General features: G+C 60.0%; 21 protein-coding genes. 10 read left to right on the top strand and 11 right to left on the bottom strand.

The annotated features are described in order from the left end of the window. Positions 1-95: 95 nt before the first annotated feature. Together PSH86_RS06610 and PSH86_RS06605 are read right to left on the bottom strand one after the other, a co-directional pair. Complete coding sequence (locus PSH86_RS06610; RefSeq protein ID WP_109755767.1) at positions 96-1,448, bottom strand: GntP family permease; 1,353 nt, start codon at positions 1,446-1,448, stop codon at positions 96-98. Between the two features lie 91 nt (positions 1,449-1,539). Further along, positions 1,540-2,073, bottom strand: coding sequence for a gluconokinase (locus PSH86_RS06605; protein ID WP_109755766.1), 534 nt, complete (start codon positions 2,071-2,073; stop codon positions 1,540-1,542). A 215-nt stretch (positions 2,074-2,288) separates the two neighbouring features. On the opposite strand from PSH86_RS06605, the gene PSH86_RS06600 reads away from it, so the two are divergent. The 3 genes from PSH86_RS06600 (at position 2,289) to PSH86_RS06590 (ending at position 4,744) form a co-directional block, all read left to right on the top strand. Continuing rightward, positions 2,289-3,320: a LacI family DNA-binding transcriptional regulator gene (locus PSH86_RS06600; RefSeq protein WP_109755765.1), complete on the top strand. Its 1,032-nt coding sequence runs from the start codon at positions 2,289-2,291 to the stop codon at positions 3,318-3,320. 156 nt (positions 3,321-3,476) lie between these two features. Next, complete coding sequence (locus PSH86_RS06595) at positions 3,477-4,031, top strand: hypothetical protein (protein ID WP_212801980.1); 555 nt, start codon at positions 3,477-3,479, stop codon at positions 4,029-4,031. A gap of 290 nt (positions 4,032-4,321) precedes the next feature. After that, positions 4,322-4,744 carry a GNAT family N-acetyltransferase gene (locus PSH86_RS06590; RefSeq protein WP_109755763.1) on the top strand — a complete coding sequence of 141 codons (423 nt, stop codon included), beginning with the start codon at positions 4,322-4,324 and terminating at the stop codon, positions 4,742-4,744. Between the two features lie 129 nt (positions 4,745-4,873). Here PSH86_RS06590 and def read toward each other — a convergent pair whose 3' ends face one another. The 3 genes from def to PSH86_RS06575 form a co-directional block, all read right to left on the bottom strand. Then, the gene (def, locus tag PSH86_RS06585; protein WP_109755762.1) at positions 4,874-5,413 is read right to left on the bottom strand and encodes a peptide deformylase; all 540 of its coding nucleotides are present in this window, start codon (positions 5,411-5,413) and stop codon (positions 4,874-4,876) included. Further along, positions 5,410-6,360 (bottom strand): YihY/virulence factor BrkB family protein, encoded by a 951-nt coding sequence (locus PSH86_RS06580; RefSeq protein ID WP_116831625.1) that lies wholly within the window; start codon positions 6,358-6,360, stop codon positions 5,410-5,412. Before PSH86_RS06580 ends, def begins: the two co-directional genes overlap by 4 nt. Positions 6,361-6,535: 175 nt before the next feature. Beyond that, positions 6,536-6,727 (bottom strand): CsbD family protein, encoded by a 192-nt coding sequence (locus PSH86_RS06575; protein WP_058545733.1) that lies wholly within the window; start codon positions 6,725-6,727, stop codon positions 6,536-6,538. 195 nt (positions 6,728-6,922) lie between these two features. On the opposite strand from PSH86_RS06575, the gene PSH86_RS06570 reads away from it, so the two are divergent. The 3 genes from PSH86_RS06570 to PSH86_RS06560 all read left to right on the top strand — a co-directional run bounded on the left by PSH86_RS06570 (position 6,923) and on the right by PSH86_RS06560 (position 9,774). Beyond that, positions 6,923-7,300 (top strand): hypothetical protein, encoded by a 378-nt coding sequence (locus tag PSH86_RS06570; protein WP_030139341.1) that lies wholly within the window; start codon positions 6,923-6,925, stop codon positions 7,298-7,300. 338 nt (positions 7,301-7,638) lie between these two features. Then, positions 7,639-9,537: an MAC/perforin domain-containing protein gene (locus PSH86_RS06565; protein WP_109755760.1), complete on the top strand. Its 1,899-nt coding sequence runs from the start codon at positions 7,639-7,641 to the stop codon at positions 9,535-9,537. A gap of 36 nt (positions 9,538-9,573) precedes the next feature. Next, entirely contained in the window at positions 9,574-9,774 is a 201-nt protein-coding gene (locus tag PSH86_RS06560) for a hypothetical protein (protein WP_109755759.1), read from the top strand. A gap of 152 nt (positions 9,775-9,926) precedes the next feature. Here the strand turns inward: PSH86_RS06560 and fadD1 are convergent, their stop codons facing one another. Beyond that, the gene (fadD1, locus tag PSH86_RS06555) at positions 9,927-11,618 is read right to left on the bottom strand and encodes a long-chain-fatty-acid--CoA ligase FadD1 (RefSeq protein ID WP_109755758.1); all 1,692 of its coding nucleotides are present in this window, start codon (positions 11,616-11,618) and stop codon (positions 9,927-9,929) included. A 367-nt stretch (positions 11,619-11,985) separates the two neighbouring features. After that, complete coding sequence (fadD2, locus tag PSH86_RS06550; RefSeq protein WP_109755757.1) at positions 11,986-13,674, bottom strand: long-chain-fatty-acid--CoA ligase FadD2; 1,689 nt, start codon at positions 13,672-13,674, stop codon at positions 11,986-11,988. Between the two features lie 215 nt (positions 13,675-13,889). On the opposite strand from fadD2, the gene PSH86_RS06545 reads away from it, so the two are divergent. After that, positions 13,890-14,834, top strand: coding sequence for an alpha/beta hydrolase (locus PSH86_RS06545; RefSeq protein ID WP_305488729.1), 945 nt, complete (start codon positions 13,890-13,892; stop codon positions 14,832-14,834). A 44-nt stretch (positions 14,835-14,878) separates the two neighbouring features. After that, entirely contained in the window at positions 14,879-15,349 is a 471-nt protein-coding gene (locus tag PSH86_RS06540; protein ID WP_092166033.1) for a MaoC family dehydratase, read from the top strand. A 129-nt stretch (positions 15,350-15,478) separates the two neighbouring features. Here the strand turns inward: PSH86_RS06540 and PSH86_RS06535 are convergent, their stop codons facing one another. From PSH86_RS06535 to PSH86_RS06520, 4 genes are all read right to left on the bottom strand, one after another. Continuing rightward, positions 15,479-16,342 (bottom strand): HlyD family secretion protein, encoded by an 864-nt coding sequence (locus tag PSH86_RS06535; protein WP_109755755.1) that lies wholly within the window; start codon positions 16,340-16,342, stop codon positions 15,479-15,481. 9 nt (positions 16,343-16,351) lie between these two features. Next, entirely contained in the window at positions 16,352-16,558 is a 207-nt protein-coding gene (locus tag PSH86_RS06530) for a DUF1656 domain-containing protein (RefSeq protein ID WP_003198565.1), read from the bottom strand. Beyond that, positions 16,545-18,545 (bottom strand): FUSC family protein, encoded by a 2,001-nt coding sequence (locus tag PSH86_RS06525; RefSeq protein ID WP_109755754.1) that lies wholly within the window; start codon positions 18,543-18,545, stop codon positions 16,545-16,547. Before PSH86_RS06525 ends, PSH86_RS06530 begins: the two co-directional genes overlap by 14 nt. A 223-nt stretch (positions 18,546-18,768) precedes the next feature. After that, positions 18,769-19,233 (bottom strand): PA2169 family four-helix-bundle protein, encoded by a 465-nt coding sequence (locus PSH86_RS06520; RefSeq protein WP_109755753.1) that lies wholly within the window; start codon positions 19,231-19,233, stop codon positions 18,769-18,771. Between the two features lie 206 nt (positions 19,234-19,439). Between PSH86_RS06520 and PSH86_RS06515 the strand changes: the two genes are divergently transcribed. Together PSH86_RS06515 and PSH86_RS06510 are read left to right on the top strand one after the other, a co-directional pair. Beyond that, positions 19,440-19,676, top strand: coding sequence for a DUF3820 family protein (locus tag PSH86_RS06515; RefSeq protein ID WP_027912035.1), 237 nt, complete (start codon positions 19,440-19,442; stop codon positions 19,674-19,676). A 17-nt stretch (positions 19,677-19,693) separates the two neighbouring features. Beyond that, positions 19,694-20,881, top strand: coding sequence for an aminotransferase class V-fold PLP-dependent enzyme (locus PSH86_RS06510; RefSeq protein WP_109755752.1), 1,188 nt, complete (start codon positions 19,694-19,696; stop codon positions 20,879-20,881). The last annotated feature ends 111 nt before the right edge of the window (positions 20,882-20,992 follow it).

Here is a 20,992-nt window from a genome sequence, read left to right as displayed (position 1 = left end):
TTGCTCGCGAAGGCGATGTAACATTCAACATCTCTGTTGACTGATACTGCGCTTTCGCGAGCAAGCCCGCTCCCACAGTTGTTATGCGCTGTTAGTTAGACCACCAGCGACAGCAACAGGATAAAGATCAAGCCCACCACGGACAGGATGGTTTCCATCGCGGTCCAGGTCTTGAAGGTTTCGGCCACGGTCATGTTGAAGTACTGCTTGACCAGCCAGAAGCCCGCATCGTTGACGTGAGACAGGATCAACGAACCGGCACCGGTCGCCAGGACCAGCAGCTCACGGTTCACGCCCGGAATCATCCCCACCACCGGCACCACGATCCCGGCACCGGTAATGGTCGCCACCGTCGCCGAGCCCGTCGCAATACGGATCACCGCTGCCACCAGCCAAGCCAGCAGGATCGGGGAAATCTGCGCACTCACCGCCATGTGACCGATCACATCGCCCACGCCGCTGGTGACCAGCATCTGCTTGAAGCCACCACCGGCACCAATGATCAGGATGATCGCAGCGGTCGGCGCAAGGCTGGCGTCCAGCCATTTGAGCATCTGGCTGGAACCGATGCCTTGTTTGTAGCCGAAGGTGTACAGCGACAGCAACAGCGCCAGCAGCAAGGCCGAGATCGGGTGGCCGATCATGTCCATCCAGGCGCGGAAGAGGTTGCCGTCCGGCAGCGCCACGTCAGCGAAAGTCTTGAGCAGCATCAGGAATACCGGCGACAGCACGGTGATCAGGGTGATGCTGAAGCTTGGCAGCTCGGCGGAGTTCGTCTCGCGAGCCAGTTGGTCCACCAGTTCCTGATTCGGGTGACCGGGGATGTGCTTGGCAATGAACGTACCGAAGATCGGCCCGGCAATGATGGCGGTTGGCAGCGCGACGATCAGGCCATAGAGAATGGTCTTGCCGATGTCGGCGCCAAACACGCCAATCGCCAGCAGCGGCCCCGGGTGCGGTGGCACCAGGCCGTGGACCGCGGAAAGACCGGCCAGCAGCGGGATACCGATCTTGATGATCGACACGCCGGTGCGGCGCGCGACGATGAACACCAGCGGGATCAGCAACACGAAGCCGATTTCGAAGAACAGTGGGATGCCCACCAGAAACGCGGCGAACATCATGGCCCACTGCACCTTGTCCTTGCCGAAGGCGCGGATCAGGGTCTGGGCGATCTGATCGGCCCCGCCCGACTCGGCCATCATTTTGCCGAGCATCGTGCCCAGCGCCAGGATGATGCCGACAAAGCCCAGCACGCCACCGAAGCCGTCCTGGAACGCCTTGATGATGGTGCCGGTCGGCATGCCCGACGTCAGGCCGAGGAACGCGGCAGCGATGGTCAGGGCAATGAACGGGTGGAACTTGAACTTGGTGATGAGGATGATGAGTCCGATCACCGTGACCACTGCATCGAGCAGCAGGAACGTCTCGTGGGACATGCCGAACATGGGAGGTGTCTCCTGATTTGTTGTTGTTATTGAAGCAGTTATTGGTTAGCCGTCGGGGTAGCGCTATCTTTCTGACGCAAACTTTTGAAACTCAGCTGGCAAGCTTCAAACCATGGTCCAACCACCAGACGTAAGCCTGATGCGCCAGTTCATCCACACTGTGGCTGGACGCATCCAGAGCCAGGGTCAGGGGCTCGCCGACAGGGGATTGAAGGGTGGCAAACTGGCTGTCGATCAGGGTCGACGGCATGAAATGGCCGGGACGATGGGAAACGCGATCGGCGGCCACTTCGGGGGTCAATTCAAGGAATACGAAGCCCAGGCCTGGCAAAGCGCTGCGCAGACGCTCGCGATAACTGTGCTTGAGGGCCGAGCAGGTCAGCACCGGGCGCTCGCCCAAGGCATCGACACGGCGCAACTCGTCGCAGAGGCTGTCGAGCCAGCCGGCACGGTCGTCGTCGTTCAAGGGGATACCGGCGCTCATCTTCTGGATGTTGGCCGCGGGGTGGAACGTGTCGCCTTCGATGGCGGTGGCGCCGCTCAACTGGCACAGGGCCTGGCTGACGCAGGTTTTGCCGCAACCGGCAACGCCCATGATGACCAGGGCGGAGATGGGATTATTCATGTAACACCTCAGCGCGCAGACAGCGCTACCTTTGCCAGTTATGACACCGCAGCAAAAGCAGAAGTTGCCGACGCCTTCTTGTCATTTTTGTGGTTGCAGCATGTTCGTTCACGACGCCAACGGACGGGGCTCAGGCAAACCCCACTCACGCATTTGCAGACGCGTCGAGACAGCGCTACCTTAGTGCCTTGATTTTTGTTTGGCAAGCCGCCCTGATGACCGCCCCTAAAAACGATAAGAATACACGCACCACTGGTCGCCCTACGCTCAACGAAGTCGCACGCCTGGCCGGTGTCAGCCCGATCACCGCCTCCCGTGCCCTGCGTGGCGTCAGCACCGTCGCCACTGAGCTGGTGGAAAAAGTCCGCCAGGCCGCCGTGGAGCTCAACTACGTCGTCAACCCCGCCGCCCGAGCCCTGGCTTCGGCCCAGAGCCATTCGGTGGTGGTGCTGGTGCCGTCGTTGTCCAACCTGTTGTTCATCGACACCCTGGAAGCCATTCATCGGGTGCTGCGACCCAAGGGCTTCGAAGTGGTGATCGGCAATTACCACTATTCCCGGGACGAAGAAGAAGACCTGCTGCGCAACTACATGGCCTATCAGCCGCGTGGTTTGCTGTTGACCGGTTTCGACCGCACCGAAAGCGCCCGACGCATGATCGAGGCCAGCAATATCCCGTGCGTGTACATGATGGAGCTGGATCCTGGCGCGGGGCTCAACTGCGTCGGTTTTTCCCAGCTCAAGGCCGGCGAAACGGCGGCCGAGCACTTGATTTCCAAAGGGCGCAAGCGCCTGGCCTACATCGGCGCGCAACTGGATCAGCGCACCCTGCTGCGCGGCGAAGGCTTTCGTCGCGCCCTGCAGAGCGCCGGGTTGTATGACCCGGACCTGGAAGTGCTGACGCCGCGCCCGTCCTCGGTGGGCCTGGGCGGCGAGCTGTTCCTGCAACTGCTGGCCAGTCATCCGGACGTCGATGCGATCTTCTTCGGCAACGACGACCTGGCCCACGGCGCCTTGTTCGAGGCACTTCGCTGCGGCATCAAGATTCCCGAGCAGGTCTCGGTCCTGGGTTTCAACGACCTGCCCGCCTCGGCCCACATGGTGCCGCGCCTGAGCAGCATCAGCACCCCACGGGAAGCCATCGGCCGCCGCGCCGCCGAACAAATGCTGACGTTGATGGCTGGCAACCGCATCACGCAGCCGGTGGTGGACATGGGCTTTGAGCTCAAGGTCCGCGAAAGCACCTGATACCCACAAACGCGGTCGATCCATGCCGTCCGCCGGCAAGGGTTGGCCGCCCCGCCCGCCGACCGCCTGCGCACAACCCATGACACAGAGGCCTTGCGGCGACGGCACGGGAATTGCTCCTGCCCATCGCTCAGCCATTACCCACAGGTGTTCATCATGTTGGTCAGTGCAAAACAGCAAGCGATGGTCTTGCCGCTCAAACGCCCGGGCGAAGACCCTACCGCCGAAGCCGCCAGCGGCCTGCAAAGCGCCGCGTTGCAGGCGTTGCGCGATAACGTCCAGGCCCAGGCGAGCCAGGGCAGTGCCCAGGTCCAGGACTCCTTCACCCGACAAGCCACGCAACAGGTCAACGCAGCCACCGCCATCAGCGACAAGGTGGACGAGGCCTTCGCCAAGACCCGCGTACAATTGCAGACCGTGGCTTCGCCAACGGCCGAAGAAACCAAGGCGCTTGGCGGCTCCGCGACAGCTGCATTCAAGGACTACATGAGCAAGACGCCCGAAGAGCGCCTGCGCGACAGCATCCTGGAAGAAATGGGCATTACCGAGGAAGAGTTCGAGGCAATGCCGCCCGAGAAGCAGATGGCGGTCAGCCAGGAAATTGCCCAGCGTATGCAGGACAAGTCGGCGATGGCGCAAGTGGAAAAGGCCCAGGAAAGCCGCACCGACGACAAAATCTCGGCCACGGACATGTTTCTGGCTTCGCTTTGAGCCTCGACGCATTGCATAGCGTTTGAGCTGGGGTTAGCGCCCCAGCTCATCCTGAGGTCAATCAAGACGGTAGCGGTTCAATGACCGAACAGGTTCACCTTCTTGGTTTTTTTGTCGGCGCGTTTTTCATCGGCGGTCTTCGCCGGTTTTTTCTTTGCCGCTTTTTTTGAATCCATGCCTTTGGCCATGATACGTACTCCAGTCATACGGGATGTGAAGTCAGGTATACACCTATCGCCGCACTCGCGTTCTTTTATAATCGCCCTCCCCTTATCGCCCTCGACCCTGCCATGTCCGAAATCCACTACACACAGCTCCAAGAGCCGCTGTGGCCGCTGATGAACAAGTTTTACCGCACCCACCAATCCTCAATGAAAGCGGTTCGGGAAGCGCAGCTATGGGTGGCGCGGCGGGATGAAATCGTCGCCGCACTGTGCTTGCGACCGGTGTCGGGCGGGCATTGGTTGACGGGGTTGTTGGTCGACCCGGCGTATCGCGAACAAGGGATTGCGGCGCGGTTGATCGCTGAAGCGGTGAAGGGTGTCGAAGGACCGGTGTGGCTGTTCTGCCACCCGGATTTGCGCGGCTTTTATGAGCGACGTGGTTTCAGCTTCGACCCTGAACTGCCCTATGCGATGGCTGAGCGTCTGAGCCGGTATGCGCGCAGCAAGCCGATGATTGCGATGGGGCTTGAGTCAAAAGTACTCTTCTGAAATTCAATACAATCCATTGTGGGAGCGAGCCTGCTCGCGATTCCGGTTTAACATCCAGCAGATGAGCTGACAGGTACACCGCTATCGCGAGCAGGCTCGCTCCCACAGGGGATGTGTTTGGTGATTTCGTCAGTCGTCCGCAGTCGGATCCAGGTCGGGAAACATCACCTCGGTAAACCCGAACTTGCTGAAGTCCGTAATCCGCGAGGGGTACAAGCGCCCGATCAGGTGATCGCACTCATGCTGCACCACGCGCGCATGAAAACCTGAAGCGGTGCGCACGATCGGCTCGCCCTTCGGATCAAAACCTTCGTAGCGAATGTGCTGGTAGCGATCCACCGCCCCACGCAAGCCAGGCACCGAAAGGCAGCCTTCGAAGCCCTCCTCCATCAGTGGACTCAGCGGGGTAATCAACGGATTGATCAGGATGGTCTGTGGCACTGCCTCGGCGTCGGGGTAACGCTCGCTGTGCTCGAAGCCGAAGATCACCAGTTGCAGGTCGACGCCGATCTGCGGCGCCGCCAGGCCGACACCGCCAACGCTTTCCATGGTCTGGAACATATCGTCGATCAATTGCCACAACTCTGGGCTGTCGAACATTTCGACAGGCACCGGCGGGGCGATGCGCAGTAGGCGTTCGTCGCCCATTTTCAGGATTTCACGGATCATGGTCGGGCTTCGTCAGGATGGGTGAGAGGAATGGAATGGTCGCGGCCCAGGCCCGACACATGCTGTTTTTCGTGCTCGCCCGCGCTCTTTTCGCCCGGGTTCTTGCCCTCGCTAGACATGTGTTCGATCACCGCATTCATCTCCGCGCCAAGCAACAGCACCGCCGCAGAAATATAGAAATACAGCAACAACACGATGATCGCGCCGATGCTGCCGTACATGGCGTTGTAGTTGGCAAAGGTCTTGACGTAAAACGCGAAGCCCAGGGAAGCGATGATCCACACCACCACCGCCAGCACCGACCCCGGCGTGATGAAGCGAAACTCCTGCTTGACGTCGGGCATCACGTAATAGATCAGGGCCACGGCCACCATCAGCAAGATCACGATCACCGGCCAGCGCACGATGGTCCAGAGCGTGACGATGAACTCCTCCAGGCCGACCTGGGCCGCGATCCAGCCCATCACTTGCGGCCCGAGCACCATCAGCGCCGCAGCCGCCAGCAGCATGCCGGCGATGCCGACCGTGTAGAAGATCGATAGCGGAAAGCGTTTCCAGGCCGGGCGGCCTTCCACCACATCGTAGGCGGCGTTCATCGCGCTCATCATCAGCCGCACGCCCGCCGAGGCGGTCCACAGGGCAATGACGATACCCACCGACAACAACCCGCCCTTGGATTGCTGGAGCTGGTCGATCACCGGGTTGACCTGCTCCAGGGCCTGGGGTGGCAGCACCAGCTCCGATTGCAGGCGCAGCCAGGAGAAGAAGTCCGGCAGGTGCAGGAAGCCGATCAACGCGATCAAAAAGAGAATGAACGGAAACAGCGAGAACAGCATCTGGTACGCCAATGCCGAGGCGTAGGTCGACATCTCGTCGTCGAGAAACTCGGTCACGGTACGCATCATCACACGATGCAAGGGCAAGCCTTTCAAGGCCGGGAACATCATGTGCGTCTCCTTTCGCCGCAAAAAAGGAAGGTCGCCTGGCGACTCACGGGTTTGCTATCCAAGACAAAAGTAACCTGTTTGGCGACTTTGGAACAATTTCCCCGGTGCAAGTTCGAGCCGACATGAAAACGGCCACCCGCAGATGGCCGTTTCAATCGATTTTTCAACAGGCCGGTTATGCCTCGTCAACGCCTTTCTTGACTGCATCCTTGGCCTTGCCCACGGTTTGCTGGGCTTCACCTTTTTTCTCCTGGACCACGCCCTCGGCGCGCATGCGGTCATTGTCGGTGGCCTTGCCGACGCCTTGCTTGATGTTGCCGACGGCTTCGTTGGCAACGCCCTTCACTTTATCGCTCGTGCTACCCATGATGTTTCTCCTGTGAACAACTGTACGAAAAGTCATTACATAAGGGTTGACCGAGGCCGTTTGCGGGGAGTTTCATTTTTTCAGCAGCGCATTTCATCGTCAGATGCAGGTTGCGCTTTATGTTTGCCGATCCACCCCCGAGAATGCCCCACGTATTCAGGCTGCGCCCTGAAGCTCCAATCTCGTAGGAACGTTATGAAACTCGATAAAAAGCAGGCCATCGCCCGCAGAAACCAGGAACTGGGCGGCGCCGTACTGGGCGTCAATAACTGCCACTTCAGCGAATTGAACCGCAATCGCAACATCTTCTGGTTCGATATCCCGGTGGCGCGCCTGGCCATCGGTCAATACGAATGGATTCATCTGTTGCTACACACGCCAGCCACCGATGAGCTGCTGCACCTGAAGGTGCCGACCGTGTTCCTGCGCGAGAAGATGGAAGGCCTGGAAGTGCGCAACCAGGGCAAGCGCAAGGCAGCCCTGAGCCTGGAACTGAGTGCCGACAAGGATTCCTACCTGCAAGACATGCGGCCCGGTGGCACCAACCTGGATTTTGCGCAGTTCCGGTTGTAGCGGGTAGCGGCGCAGGGGCTTAATCCCCTCCTCACAGGTTTTGTGCTTTGCAAGAAAAATCCGATACCTGACCAGGTGTCGGATTTTTTTATGCGTCTCGCTTGGGCACTGGAACTGCCCAACACCCTCGAACAGGCCCTTGAACAACCCTGCACCAGCAACGCGGTTCCCGCGCTGCGGCTCGTTCATTTCTCATCGTTGCGTCTGATACCAAACTGATACCGAGCTGATACCGCCGTGGCCTGTCGCCATGAGCGTCGTCGCCTCATATTGGCTCCACCCGATAAGGCCAAGACAAGGCATACATCTATCAATCCATTATTGGGCAGGAGCAAACCATGAATAACAAAATGGATATACCAGGCGTCCTCCAAGCCGCGGATTACAACAAGCTCAACGGCGATCTCGGCTATGGTCGAAACCGCCTCAGCGCAGCCCGGGCACCGGATGAACGCGTATTTGACCCGACCTCCGGCGCCGGCATCAAACGGCACACGGATACCCGACGCGAAGATTACTCATCGTTCTTCCAATCGATTCTGGACTATCGCCACACAACAAAGGCCGAATTCAATTCGAGTGCCAGCTACGGTGAATTTTCCGCCGAATTTCACCTCAACTTTGAAAAGAAATATACCTCTCACCAAGACAATACGGCCGCCGTGCGGACCCTGCGCCTCATCTTCGGCGGCGCGAAACTCGATGCGGTCTCGGACGCGGCGCTCTCGCCCAGGTTCAGCGAAGAAGTCGCCCGCCTGCCGACGGCGTTCACCCCCCAGGACGCGCATGAGTTCTATCGGTTCTTCGACCTGTTCGGGACCGACGTGGTGACCTCGATCACCCTGGGCGGCAATCTGTACTTCCAGGCCCTGGTGCAGAAATCCAAAGTGACGGAACTCGAAAAGATCAAGGTCGAACTGGAGGCCGAGTACGGCATCTTCTTCACGGCCGACGGTTCGATCGACGATACGGTCGAGCGCAAGCAATACATGGAGAGCCGCGACGCCTCGGTCACCACTGAGGGCGGCGACAACGACATCTTCTCCGACGTCATCTTCACCAAGCCGAAAAAGTATGACGGCAAGACGAACCAATGGATCGCTTCGGTGGGGAAAAAACCGGTAGTCGTCGGGCGAGAATTCAAGCCTGTCTACGCCTTCATTGCCGACAAGCAGCGGCGCATCGCGGCACAGACGGCCTTGGAACACTATAGGGGCCGCTCGCTGAGCGTCCATTCGACCTGGCGCTACAGCAGCCTCGACGTCGGCAACGTGACACGGCAAGCGCTTGCGAGCGGAGCCGTCGGCACGCCCGGGATCAAGGTGCGGGTGGTTGATCGCAAGACATTGCAGGGCCGGGAAGAGCATTTCGCAGCCCCCGCCATCGGTAGCGCCGTGTCCGACATCAACCAGTTCTGGAATACGTTCAAGTCCGGTGTCGAGTCCATGGGACTTGAGCACGCCATCGTACTGCTGGCGACGCAATTCTGGCCGCGGGAAAGCCGCTATAGCCCGCCGGATCACATCATCGCGTTCCTGAAGAATAAATGCGGCGGCTCGGAGGCGACACTGCATCGCTGGCGCGACGATTCCCTTCGCTGCGTGCCATGCCCCTATGCCGGAGCCAGCTATGGGCTGATCGGCTACGGCAACGGCACATCCCATGACAAAGGTGGGGATGTCTACGTGATCGGCTTCGGCGATCCGGAACGAACACTGCGCACGGAGCTGGAGATTGACGCCGACCTCTATACCACTGAAGACGGTACGGCGAAGTTCACTTGCAACGACATCTTCAAGGGGCAAGCCATCCCCTTCGTGAAGTTCCGCAGCCACCATTGGAACACCTGGCAGATCGCCGTCGACCCCCATGTCCCGGAGCGCATCACATTGGAAGACGATAGCGCGGGCGATGGCGCCAAGGCGCTGTGGTACGCGCAGCCGGCGGGGCCAAAATACGGCATGCACCCCTTCTATCTGATCAACGCCCAGACCTGCGGGGTTCTGCAATGGGACAGTGGCGGCGCGGCCCAGGAGAAGGAAGCCGTGTTGCGCCCCTTCGTGCCCAATCTCGATATCAACCTGTGGGACCTGCGCTACCCCTACATTTTGTGCCTGTCTTACCAGCCGAATTGGGACCTGCGCGCCTTTGGAGATCGGCGCGTGAAAGTGGCGTCTTACCGTGGCCAGGACACGGAAATGCGCTGGTCGCCAAGTAACGTCAGTCGTGTGCTCTGACCCCTATCTGAAACTCTATCTGAAAGGAGTATTGAAATGCCTAAGGGATACCAGTCGTTTCTGCAGAAATCGACCCGCACTACCTACTGCAGCAAAGAGAAATATGCCAATCACGACCTCTCTGCAGTATGGGTCGCCGCTGCATTGAAGCACTTTAAAATCGAGGCCTCGGACACCAAGGACTATAAATTCCCTCTCGACAGCCAGCCGGCCCGAGCCAAGATCTGGCCAGCCTGAACGCAAGTGTTCCAGGTGCCGTGAAGGAGGGAGCTGACCCGCCACTTCGTTCACCGGCGGGAATGTAAAAAACCCGGTTCTTGGCGGCAATGCCAGTCAGTCAAGTTGACTGGCATTGCCGCCAAGAACCGGGCTTTTCATTGGCAACGGTCTTACTTCTTCAGCCCCAGCTTCCTGAGCTCTTCGTCACGCAATTCGCGCCGCAGGATCTTGCCCACGTTGGTGGTCGGCAACGCGTCGCGGAACTCCACGGCCTTGGGCACCTTGTAGCCGGTGACGTTGGCGCGCATGTGTTCCATCACCTGCTCCTTGGTCAACGTGACACCCGGCCGTGCGACGATGAAGATCTTGATCGCCTCGCCGGACTTCTCGTCCGGGATGCCGATGGCCGCGCATTGCAGCACGCCCGGCAGGGTTGCCAACACATCTTCCAGCTCATTGGGGTACACGTTGAAGCCGGAGATCAGGATCATGTCTTTCTTGCGATCGACGATGCGCATGTAGCCGTCTGGCTGGATCACCGCGATATCGCCGGTCTTGAGCCAGCCTTCGCTGTCGAGGATCTCGTCGGTGGCTTCCTGGCGCTGCCAGTAGCCCTTCATGACCTGCGGACCTTTCACACACAATTCGCCGATTTCGCCCAATGGCTGTTCGACGCCCGCGTCATTGATCACCTTGCACAGCGTCGACGGCACCGGAATGCCGATGGTGCCGACCTGGATGTTCTGGATCGGGTTGACGGTAGCCACCGGGCTGGTTTCGGTCATGCCATAGCCTTCGCAGATCGGGCAGCCGGTCACCGCTTTCCAACGTTCAGCCGCTGCCAGTTGCAGGGCCATACCGCCGGACAGGGTGACTTTCAGTGCCGAGAAGTCCAGCTTGCGGAAGGCTTCGTTGTTGCACAGGGCGACGAACAGCGTATTGAGGCCGACGAAACCGCTGAACTTCCACTTCGACAACTCCTTGACCATCGCCGAAAGGTCGCGCGGGTTGCTGATCAGGATGTTGTGGTTGCCGATCAGCATCATCGCCATGCAATGAAAGGTGAAGGCATAGATGTGGTACAGCGGCAGCGGCGTGATCAGCACTTCGCAACCTTCATTGAGGTTGGAGCCCATCAGCGCCTTGCACTGCAACATGTTCGCCACCAGGTTGCGGTGGCTGAGCATCGCGCCCTTGGCCACGCCGGTGGTGCCGCCGGTGTATTGCAGCACAGCCACATCGTCGCTGGTGGGGTTGGCTTCGTTCACGGGTTGGCCATGACCTTTGCTCAGCACGTCGTTGAACTTGACGGCCTTGGGCAAGTGGTAGGCCGGGACCATCTTCTTGACGTACTTGATCACGCTGTTGATCAACAGGCGCTTGAGCGGCGGCAGCAGGTCGGCGACTTCGGTGACGATGACGTGCTTGACGCCCGTCTTGGGCACCACAGTCTCGGCCAGGTGCGCCATGTTCGCCAGGCACACCAGCGCCTTGGCCCCGGAGTCGTTGAACTGGTGTTCCATTTCCCGCGCGGTGTACAGCGGGTTGGTATTGACCACGATCAGCCCGGCGCGAATAGCACCGAACACGGCCACCGGATACTGGAGAACGTTGGGCAGTTGCACAGCGATTCGATCGCCCGGCTGTAAATCGGTATGCTGTTGCAGGTATGCGGCAAAGGCCCCGGACAACTCGTAGAGTTCACCGTAGGTGATCGTCTTGCCGAGGTTGCTGAATGCCGGCTTGTCGGCAAAGCGTTGGCAGGACTGCTTCAACACCGCCTGAATATTCGGATACTCATCTGGATTGATGTCGGCAGCAATCCCAGCTGGGTACTTATCCTTCCAAAAGTCTTCGATCATGGAAGCCCACTCCTCAGCAACGCGAATTCTCACCGCATTTGATGCGATTATTATTGGTGTGTTTATTGGTGAATCTGGCTTGAATCAAGGCCGAGAAGTCACAAAAGCGCGCCGAGAGTAGCAGCTTTGCCAAGGGTCGCCTAGAGCCAAAAGTGGGCCTAACGGTCATAAACATGACTCAAGAATGTGCAATGGTCACTTTTAGAGTAAAAATTCCAAAACTCACTAAATCGCTCTGAATACACAAACAGCTGTGGGAGCGAGCCTGCTCGCGATTGCGGTGTACCAGTCAACATCTCTGTCACTGATATACCGCAATCGCGAGCAGGCTCGCTCCCACAGGGTCTTCTACGGGACCTCTCTGGCGTCAGGCGATATCCCGCAACTCCCGCCGCAGAATCTTGCCCACCGGCGTCATCGGCAGCGACTCTCGCAACACGATGTGCTTGGGAATCTTGTAGCCGGTGAAATTCTCCTTGCAGTAGGCCTTGAGCTCTTCAAGGCTGACCCCGCTTTCGCGCGCCACCACGAACAGTTTCACTGCCTCCCCCGAACGCTCGTCCGGCACACCGATCACCGCACAGTTGGCCACCTTGGGGTGGGCCATCACCACGTCTTCGATCTCGTTGGGGTACACATTGAAACCCGAGACGATGATCATGTCCTTCTTGCGGTCGACGATGCGCACGAAACCGTCCGGGTCGATCACCGCGATATCGCCTGACTTGAACCAGCCCTCACTGTCCAGCACTTCGGCCGTGGCCTCGGGCTTGTTCCAGTAGCCTTTCATGATCTGCGGGCCCTTGATACACAGCTCGCCGCGCTCGCCCAGGGGCTGTTCGACACCTGCGTCGTCGATCACTTTCATCAGCGTGCCTGGCACCGGCATTCCCACGGTACCTAGCCGGGACTTGCCGCCATAGGGATTGGCACAGGCTACCGGCGAGGTTTCGGTCAGGCCATAACCTTCGGTAATGCCGCAACCGGTGATCTGCTCCCAGCGTTCGGCGGTGGCCTTGATCAGCGCAGTGCCGCCAGAGTTGGTGACCTTGAGGTGGGAAAAATCCAGGGTTTTGAAATCCGGATGATCCATCAGCGCCACGAACAGCGTGTTGAGCCCCAGCAGCAACGAGAAACGCCAGTTCTTCAGTTCCTTGATGAAGCCGCCGATGTCCCGCGGATTGGTGATCAGCACGTTGTGGTTGCCGGTCACCATCATGCACATGCAGTTCGCCGTGAACGCATAGATATGATAAAGCGGCAGCGGCGCGATCATGACTTCCTGGCCTTCGCGCAGCAGTGGATGACCGTCATCGCCGAGCTGCCCCAGGCAAGCCCGCGCCTGTTGCATGTTGGCCACCAGGTTGCCGTGGGTCAGCATCGCGCCCTTGGCCAACCCGGTGGTGCCGCCGGTGTATTGCAGCACTGCAATATCATCAAGACCGACTTTCAGTGGCTTGATGCCCTGGCCGCGTCCCAGGCGCAAGGCGCTCTTGAAGGAAATGGCCTGAGGCAGCGAATAGGCCGGGACCATTTTCTTGACCTTGCTCACCATCGTGTTGACCAACCAGCCCTTGGCGCCGGGCATCAGGTCGCCCATCTTCGCTTCGATCAGGTACTGCAGGTCCGTATCGGGCAGCACCTCCTGGACCTTCTGCCCGAACATGTTCAGGTACACCAGCGCGCGAGCACCGGAGTCCTTGAACTGATGACGCATTTCCCGCGCGGTGTACAGCGGGTTGGTATTGACCACGATCAGCCCGGCGCGCAAGGCACCGAACACGGCGATCGGGTATTGCAGGATGTTGGGCATCTGTACCGCGATACGATCGCCCGGTGCCAGGTCGGTATGGGCTTGCAGGTAACCGGCGAAGGCCGCGCTGTAGCGTTCGAGCTCGGCATACGTGAGGGTTACCCCCATGTTGCTGAACGCCGGACGGTCGGCGAATTTCTTGCAGGAACGCTCGAACACCTCGACCACCGACTTGTAGCCCCCAAGGTCAACATCCAGGGGCACGCCGGCCGGGCGTTTGTCATTCCAGAAATCAGGCTGCATTGTTTTTGTCCTCTTTACCTGAGCGTATCCGGGCCGCTTCTGTGTCGCTTGCAGAGGCGGAGCTCTTGGGACACTAGCAGCTATGGCCAATCAGGCAAATATGGCGACCTGCGTCATAGATTGTGTGAATCTTCCTGCCTCGGTTCAGACGAGACGCAACGGATGCGCTATACAATGCTGCGACGCTGCGTCTGACCTTGTGCAAAGGAATCGCCATGATCCACCAAACGTTCTGGCTGACAGCAACCGACCATAGCCGCCTGTTCGTCAACCAGTGGTTGCCCGACACCGCCCCATTGGCGGTGATCATGCTGACCCACGGCATGGCCGAACACAGCGGTCGCTACGCACGCCTGGCCCAGGCGCTGTGCGACGCCGGCTACGGCGTCTGCGCCATGGATCTGCGCGGCCACGGCAAGACCGGCGAGCAAGCGACTCTCGGCCATTTTGCCGACGAGGACGGCTGGGCCAAGGTCGTGGGCGACCTGGCCAGCCTCAACCACCATATCGTCCAGCAATACCCCGATACCCCCATCCTGCTGCTGGGCCACAGCATGGGCAGCTACATCGCCCAGGGTTACCTGTTACATCACAGCGCCAGCCTGCACGGGGCGATCCTCAGCGGCTCGAACTTTCAGCCGGTGGCGCTTTACCGCAGCGCTCGCCTGATCGCCCGCTTCGAACGCTGCCGCCAGGGTGCCACGGGGCGCAGTGCCCTGATCGAGTGGCTGTCGTTCGGCAGTTTCAACAAGAAATTCAAACCCACGCGTACCCCCTTCGACTGGCTCAGTCGCGATCCGGCCGAAGTCGACAAGTATGTCCACGATCCGCTGTGCGGCTTTCGCTGCACCAATCAACTGTGGGTCGATCTGCTCGGCGGGTTGCAGCAAATCAGCAAAGCGTCCAATCTCGCCCAGATCGATCCGGGCCTGCCCCTGCTGGTGATCGGTGGCGAATGTGATCCGGTGAGCGAAGGCAAGCGTCTGAAGGATCTGGCTGACGCTCTGCGTGACGCCGGCAGCCAGCACCTGCAATTGACGATTTACCCGCAGGCCCGGCACGAATTGTTCAATGAAACCAACCGCGATGAAGTGACCGCCGATGTGCTGGCCTGGATAGCCCAGGCCCTGAGCCACAAACGGCCGCCACGCAGCGAGTAGGCTTGCAGCATTTTTCCTTTACTCTGTCACAGGATCTGAAACAGATGACCCAGGTTACCAACACCCCTTACGAAGCCCTCGAAATCGGCCAGACCGCCAGCTACAGCAAGACCGTCGAAGAGCGTGACATCCAACTGTTCGCGGCGATGTCGGGCGATCACAACCCGGTGCACCTGGACGCCGAGTTCGCCGCAGCGAGCATGTTCAAGGAGCGCATCGCCCATGGCATGTTCAGCGGTGCGCTGATCAGCGCGGCGGTGGCCTGCGAGTTGCCTGGGCCGGGCACCATCTATATCGGCCAGCAAATGAGCTTCCAGAAACCGGTAAAGATCGGCGACACCCTGACCGTGCGCCTGGAAATCCTGGAGAAAATGCCGAAGTTCCGTGTGCGCATCGCCACGCGCGTATTCAACCAGCGCGATGAACTGGTGGTGGACGGCGAAGCCGAAATCCTCGCCCCGCGCAAACAGCAGACCGTGACCTTGCCGACGTTGCCGGCGATCACAGTCGGCTGATTACCACCCTCTAAAGTGAATGAACTGTGGCGAGCCACTGTGTGGGAGCAAAGCTTGCTCGCGATGCAAGCGCCTCGGTTCCCTGAGAGACCGAGTCATCTTCATCGCGGGCAAGCCTTGCTCCCACATTTATGGCTGGTCTTCGCGCACCTGCACGCTCGCCGTCATCCCGGCACTCAGATTCACCCCTTCCGGCACCTTGTCCAGCTTGATCCGCACCGGTATCCGCTGGGCCAGGCGCACCCAATTGAAGGTCGGCTCGACCTCTGCCAGCAACTGCGCATCGGGGTTGGTGTTGCGGTCGGTAATGCCACGGCTGATGCTTTCGACATGGCCTTCCAAGGCATGGCCGGCACTCATCAGCCAGATCTTGACCGGATCGCCCACACGAATCCTGGGTAATTTGGTTTCTTCGAAATAGGCCTGCACATAGAACGTCGAGTCATCGATCAGCGCCATGACCGGCTGCCCGGCATTCACGTAGTTGCCTTCGGCCAGGCGAAGGTTGGTGATGTGGCCGTTGCGTGGGGCCAGGACCTGGCTGCGGGCCAGGTTGAGCTCGGCCACCTTGGCCTCGGCCTGGGCTTCGCGCAGTTCGCCTCGGGCGATGCCAGCGTTGATCTGGGCGTTTTCCCGCAGTTCGGCACTGATGGCCTGAGGCCCCAGGGCCGCGCGGCGACTGGCTTCGTGTTCGCGCAGGCTCAGTTGCTGCTGGCGCGTCTGGACCACCGCCCGGGCTTTCTCCAGCGCCGCCTCGAAACGCTCACGGTCGATACTCAGCAACACATCGCCGGCCTTGACCTGCTGGTTGTCCACAGCCTTGAGTTCGCGCACCCAACCCGACACATCGGGTGCAATCACCACCACGTCGGCACGGATCCGCGCATCACGGGTCCAGGGCGTGAGCATGTAGTACTGCCACAGGTGAAACCCGGCGAAGATCGCCACGGCCACCATGCACAGCGTGACGGCAACACGTACGGAGGTACGCATGTTCAACTCCTATAGCGGCCCGAGGACCACGGTAATAACGGTCAGGACACAGACATACAGGGCGCAGTCGAACAAGGCTTCATGCCAGATCCAGCGCCCGGCCGGCACCAGGCTGAGCAACAGGCGCAACGCGCCGGTCACCAGCAACGCCAGCACCACATAAATCAGGAACGGGCTGAGCAACACCCCGCCAATCGACCACTCACGCAAGCCCATGGCTGTGCTCCCGTCGTTCAGGTTCGTGCTGGTGGCACCAGGCGCGCCAGCTGTTTTGCAATTGCACCACCGCGCCCTGGGCCAGCTTCAAGGCGTCACCGGGTGGTTGGGTCGACAACACGTTCAGGAACTCCGTGCTCGCCGCAGCCAACGCATCGGCCTGGTCACCGGCCGGGCCGCGTTCGAGCACCTGCTCCAGCGCTTCGAAATAACGCCGCTGCGCCCGGGTATCGGGTACTTGGGCGACGGCCAGGCTCAGGCGCAGATGCAACAGCTCATCGCCAATGTCCAGGCCAAGCAAACCATCATCCCAACGGCTGCGCGCCTGCACAGGCAACTCAGGGTAATGCCGCGCCAACTGCAACAGCCGGTCGGCCATGCGCCCGCCGAACCAGCTCTCGGCACCACGCAGGCTGCGACGGGTCAGGCGCACCAGATCGTGGAGGGTCGCGGCCAGCAGACGGCGGCTGTGCCAGGCCGGATTGCGCAAAATCAGCAGGTTGAAAGCCAGCACCGCCGCGCCTACGCCAATCATCATTGCCTGGGCATTGTTGAAGAACGCCGCAACGTCGTATTTCATGGTATTGAGTGGTGAAACCAGCACGACAAAATGCAGGCAGAACGATGTCGCGGTGGCGAAGATCTGCGGCTTGGCCATACCCAGCGCACCGAAAAACAACGGCACGCCCATGGCCATGCAGAGCATCGCAAAACTGCTCCATTGCGGTAGCACGAGCTCACCGATCACAAATGCCGTCGGCACGGCCAACAGGATGCCCCGCAGAAAACTCATGCCAATCTGCGCGCCGTTTTCGCGACTGGCAAACAGGCTGCACACCACGCACGTCAGCACCAGCGCACCCGATGCGGCGGGCCAGGCGGTCGCCAGCCAGAAACAGGCGACCGCCAGGAATGCCAGGGCGCTGCGAGCACCGAAGACCATAGCAAGGGACAGATCACGATGGGGCGCCAGGGTTCGCGGCGGATCCGCCGCTTCCCTGCCCTCCTGTACCGCCGTCAAGGCGGCGCAGGCGGCCAGGGCGGTATCGAGCAACAAGGCGAACCGTGCCAGGCAGTAACTTTGCGCCGAGCTCATCTGGGGGTCGTGAGACGCATCCCATACCCGGGGGCGCAAGGCTTGCAAGGTCGCACTGTCGGCGTCGAGGGCTTGCCGCACCTCGTTCATCCACGGCTGGAGGGCCTGCGCCTCCTCGGGCTCAAGCTGTTTCCACTGCCGGCGCACCGAACGCGAAAGGCGCAGCAGCATCAGCAATTTCTGGCTCAAGCCGCTGATGGCCCGGGCTCGCTGTCGGCCACGGCTACCTTCGAACCAGGCATGCTCGCGCTGGGCATCCACCGCGACAATCCTGCCAAGAATTTCCAGCAAGCCTTTACGGGCCTGGGCATCGCCAGCCAGGGTGGCACGGGCGGCCTGCATGCCACTCTGCCAGGCAGCAAAAGCCTGGCCGGCCAACTGGCGCTCGACCCGCAACGGCCAGAGCAAGGCACTGGCCGCCGTGGCGCAGACGATGCCCAGGCTGATCTCAGTGCAGCGCGCCACCGCCTGGTCGAACACACTCAGCGGATGGGAAATGGCCGGCAGCGCAATAATCGCCACCGTGTAACCGGCCAACACGAATGAGTACGACCAGGCACTGCGCAGCAGCGTCGAACAGGCGGTGCACAACCCCAGCCAGAGCGCCAGGGCCAGCAGGAACAGCCACGGCGCCTGGGCAAACAGGCCCATGAACAGCACCGACATGACGGTGCCCACCAGCGTGCCGACCAATCGCGCCAAGCCCTTCTGTACCACCATCCCGGACAGGGGCTGAGCGACGATGATCGCGGTCATCAGCGCCCATGACGGCTGCTCCAGACCCCAGCGCAACGCCAGCCACAACGCCAGCCCAGCGCCAAGCACGGTCTTGGTGGCGAACTGCAAAGCGAGGCGGTCAGGGGCAAACAAGGCCTGGAAGGTTATGGGCACGCGAAAAACTCTTTGGGGGGACGCCAGTAACAATAGATGCAATGCGGGGAGATAGCCGATGCAATTATTAGCTAGCTACCTATTAAGAGTCCACAGCTGATTATTGTGGATTCAACAACACACTGTTTCTATCTGGCGCCACAACAGTGGTCACCTTGAGCCTGAGTCGTCCCCATAAAAAAACGCCAGGCAAGCTGGCGTTTTCTGGATCAGGACGCGTTATTTAGCTGGCACGTGCCTGGTTGCGCAGAGCCTTGACCTGGTCATGGTTGCGTTGCACACCGTGGTACTGACGCTCAACCAGGTCACGAATACCGACCAGGTTGTGCTTGGTGATTTTCTCCAGTGCTTCCTTGTAGGCCTTGAGCGCATGGTCCTCGCCACGCTCGGCTTCGTTGAGCACCGCTTCTTCATCCTTGCCGGTGAACATGGACTTCACGTCCACCCAACGACGGTGCAGGTCACCGGCGACGCTGGTGGAGGTTTCCGGATCGCCACCCAGCGAGCGAACGGCAGCTTGCAACTCGGCCGCCGCGGTTGCGCAATCAGCGGCACGTTGAACGAACAGAGACTTGAGTTCAGGATGCTTGATGTCTTCAGCGCAGGTCTTGAACCCTTCCTGGCCATCTTTACTGGTCTCGATCAGGTCGTTCAAGACGGAGATGGATTCTTTGTTGATGTCAGTCATTTTTCAGTTCCTTTGCTTGGTGAATAGAAAACCTGCAAGGGATATTGCATCGGCCGTGCCAGCCGAATAATCGATATAATTCTGTTTAAAATCAATCAGTTATCAAAAAAGAAGAAATCTGTATCCGCGTTATTTGCATGATCTGTCATTTGGCCTGCATGCAGAATGCCTGTATTTTCCAAGCTGTTTGAATCAAGACGATTGCCATGAACCCGGAAAAGCTCGAACTGCTGGTCACGCGCCAGATGCCCTTCGGTAAATACAAGGGTCGAATCCTGGCTGACCTGCCTGGTCAATACCTGAACTGGTTCGCCCGCGAGGGTTTCCCTCACGGTGAACTGGGTGGTTTGCTGGCACTGATGCAGGAAATCGATCATAACGGACTGTCGGACCTGCTCGATCCATTGCGCGCCAAACACGGCAAACCCAAGCCTCGCCCCTGACCAGTTGAGCCCCCGTCATGCCCGAAAACACGCTACGCGCCCACGATGAAGCTTTCTGGCAGACGTTTGTCGGTCGCTACGACGTCGATCCCGCCGGGCCACTCAATCTGGAGAACGGCTACTTCGGCCGCATGTCCCGTACCGTGGTGGAGGAATACCAGCGCCATATCGAATTCATCAATCGGGGCAATTCGGTGTACGTGCGCCAGCATTTCGACCGTGGACACGGTGAAGCCATTCGTCAGCAGATCGCCCGGCTGATCCACGCTTCCCCCCAGAGCGTGGCGTTGGCCGGCAGCGCGGTGGATGCCTTGCAGACGCTGATTCGCAACTACAACGGTCTGAAGCCGGGCGACCAAGTGCTGATCTGCGATCTGGAATATGCCTCGGTCAAAAGCGCAATGCGCTGGCTGGCTCGCCAGCGGGGCGTGGAGGTGATCGAAATCGTCCACCAGCACCCTGCCAGTTTCGAAAGCCTGGTGGGCACTTATCGCGAAGCGTTCATTCGCTACCCGCGTCTCAGGCTGATGACACTGACCTACGTTAACCACCTCACCGGCCTGGTCATGCCGGTCCAGGCCATTGCCGAGAGCGCCCGGGAATTTGCCGTCGATATCATTCTCGACGGTGCCCACGCCCTGGGCCAGATTGATTTCGACCTGAGGAAGCTGGGGATCGAATTTGCCGGGTTCAACCTGCAGAAATGGATCGGCGGCCCTCTCTCCCAGGGCTTCCTGTACATCGCGCCGCAGCGGTTGGCCGACATCGCCCCGGACATGGACGAAGACAGCTACCCCTCCACCGACGTCCGCTCGCGCACGCCCCACAGCACGCCCAACATCCCTGCCTTGCTCACCCTGCCCCTGGTCTTCGAAGAACACCGGAGCCTGGGCGGCGCCTTGGCCAAAGGCGCGCGCCTGTGCTACCTGCGCGACCTGTGGGTGAATGCCGTGCGCGATGTGCCGGGCATCGAAGTCATGACCCCGGATGACCGGCGTCTCTATTGCGGCATCACGGCGATGCGCTTCACCGCCCATGTCGATCAACAGGCGATGGCCGATCGACTGCTCAATGAGCACGGGATCTTCACCGTGGTGCGCAATACCAGCGTCGGGCCGTGCATCCGCATAACCCCGGGGCTGATTACCTTGGCCAGTGATATCGAGCGGTTGACTGCGGCGCTGATCAGCCTGAGCCAGACATAGTTGTGGCGAGGGAGCTTGCTCCCGCTGGGCTGCGCAGCAGCCCCAAAAAGGCACGATGAGATTGACCTGGCGGACCGTGGTGACAGGTTTCAGGACTGCTTCGCAGCCCAG

Origin of the sequence: Pseudomonas sp. FP2300 (assembly GCF_030687595.1) — a bacterium.
Taxonomy (GTDB): Bacteria; Pseudomonadota; Gammaproteobacteria; order Pseudomonadales; family Pseudomonadaceae; genus Aquipseudomonas; species Aquipseudomonas bijieensis.
The sequence above is the reverse complement of the archived record's forward strand: the minus strand, read 5'-3'. Positions and strand labels throughout refer to the sequence as shown.

Coding starts and splice junctions, on each gene's coding strand:
- PSH86_RS06610 (WP_109755767.1), bottom strand. CDS start 1,448: ATGTTCGGCATGTCCCACGAGACGTTCCTGCTGCTCGATGCAGTGGTC.
- PSH86_RS06605 (WP_109755766.1), bottom strand. CDS start 2,073: ATGAATAATCCCATCTCCGCCCTGGTCATCATGGGCGTTGCCGGTTGC.
- PSH86_RS06600 (WP_109755765.1), top strand. CDS start 2,289: ATGACCGCCCCTAAAAACGATAAGAATACACGCACCACTGGTCGCCCT.
- PSH86_RS06595 (WP_212801980.1), top strand. CDS start 3,477: ATGTTGGTCAGTGCAAAACAGCAAGCGATGGTCTTGCCGCTCAAACGC.
- PSH86_RS06590 (WP_109755763.1), top strand. CDS start 4,322: ATGTCCGAAATCCACTACACACAGCTCCAAGAGCCGCTGTGGCCGCTG.
- def (WP_109755762.1), bottom strand. CDS start 5,413: ATGATCCGTGAAATCCTGAAAATGGGCGACGAACGCCTACTGCGCATC.
- PSH86_RS06580 (WP_116831625.1), bottom strand. CDS start 6,360: ATGATGTTCCCGGCCTTGAAAGGCTTGCCCTTGCATCGTGTGATGATG.
- PSH86_RS06575 (WP_058545733.1), bottom strand. CDS start 6,727: ATGGGTAGCACGAGCGATAAAGTGAAGGGCGTTGCCAACGAAGCCGTC.
- PSH86_RS06570 (WP_030139341.1), top strand. CDS start 6,923: ATGAAACTCGATAAAAAGCAGGCCATCGCCCGCAGAAACCAGGAACTG.
- PSH86_RS06565 (WP_109755760.1), top strand. CDS start 7,639: ATGAATAACAAAATGGATATACCAGGCGTCCTCCAAGCCGCGGATTAC.
- PSH86_RS06560 (WP_109755759.1), top strand. CDS start 9,574: ATGCCTAAGGGATACCAGTCGTTTCTGCAGAAATCGACCCGCACTACC.
- fadD1 (WP_109755758.1), bottom strand. CDS start 11,618: ATGATCGAAGACTTTTGGAAGGATAAGTACCCAGCTGGGATTGCTGCC.
- fadD2 (WP_109755757.1), bottom strand. CDS start 13,674: ATGCAGCCTGATTTCTGGAATGACAAACGCCCGGCCGGCGTGCCCCTG.
- PSH86_RS06545 (WP_305488729.1), top strand. CDS start 13,890: ATGATCCACCAAACGTTCTGGCTGACAGCAACCGACCATAGCCGCCTG.
- PSH86_RS06540 (WP_092166033.1), top strand. CDS start 14,879: ATGACCCAGGTTACCAACACCCCTTACGAAGCCCTCGAAATCGGCCAG.
- PSH86_RS06535 (WP_109755755.1), bottom strand. CDS start 16,342: ATGCGTACCTCCGTACGTGTTGCCGTCACGCTGTGCATGGTGGCCGTG.
- PSH86_RS06530 (WP_003198565.1), bottom strand. CDS start 16,558: ATGGGCTTGCGTGAGTGGTCGATTGGCGGGGTGTTGCTCAGCCCGTTC.
- PSH86_RS06520 (WP_109755753.1), bottom strand. CDS start 19,233: ATGACTGACATCAACAAAGAATCCATCTCCGTCTTGAACGACCTGATC.
- PSH86_RS06515 (WP_027912035.1), top strand. CDS start 19,440: ATGAACCCGGAAAAGCTCGAACTGCTGGTCACGCGCCAGATGCCCTTC.
- PSH86_RS06510 (WP_109755752.1), top strand. CDS start 19,694: ATGCCCGAAAACACGCTACGCGCCCACGATGAAGCTTTCTGGCAGACG.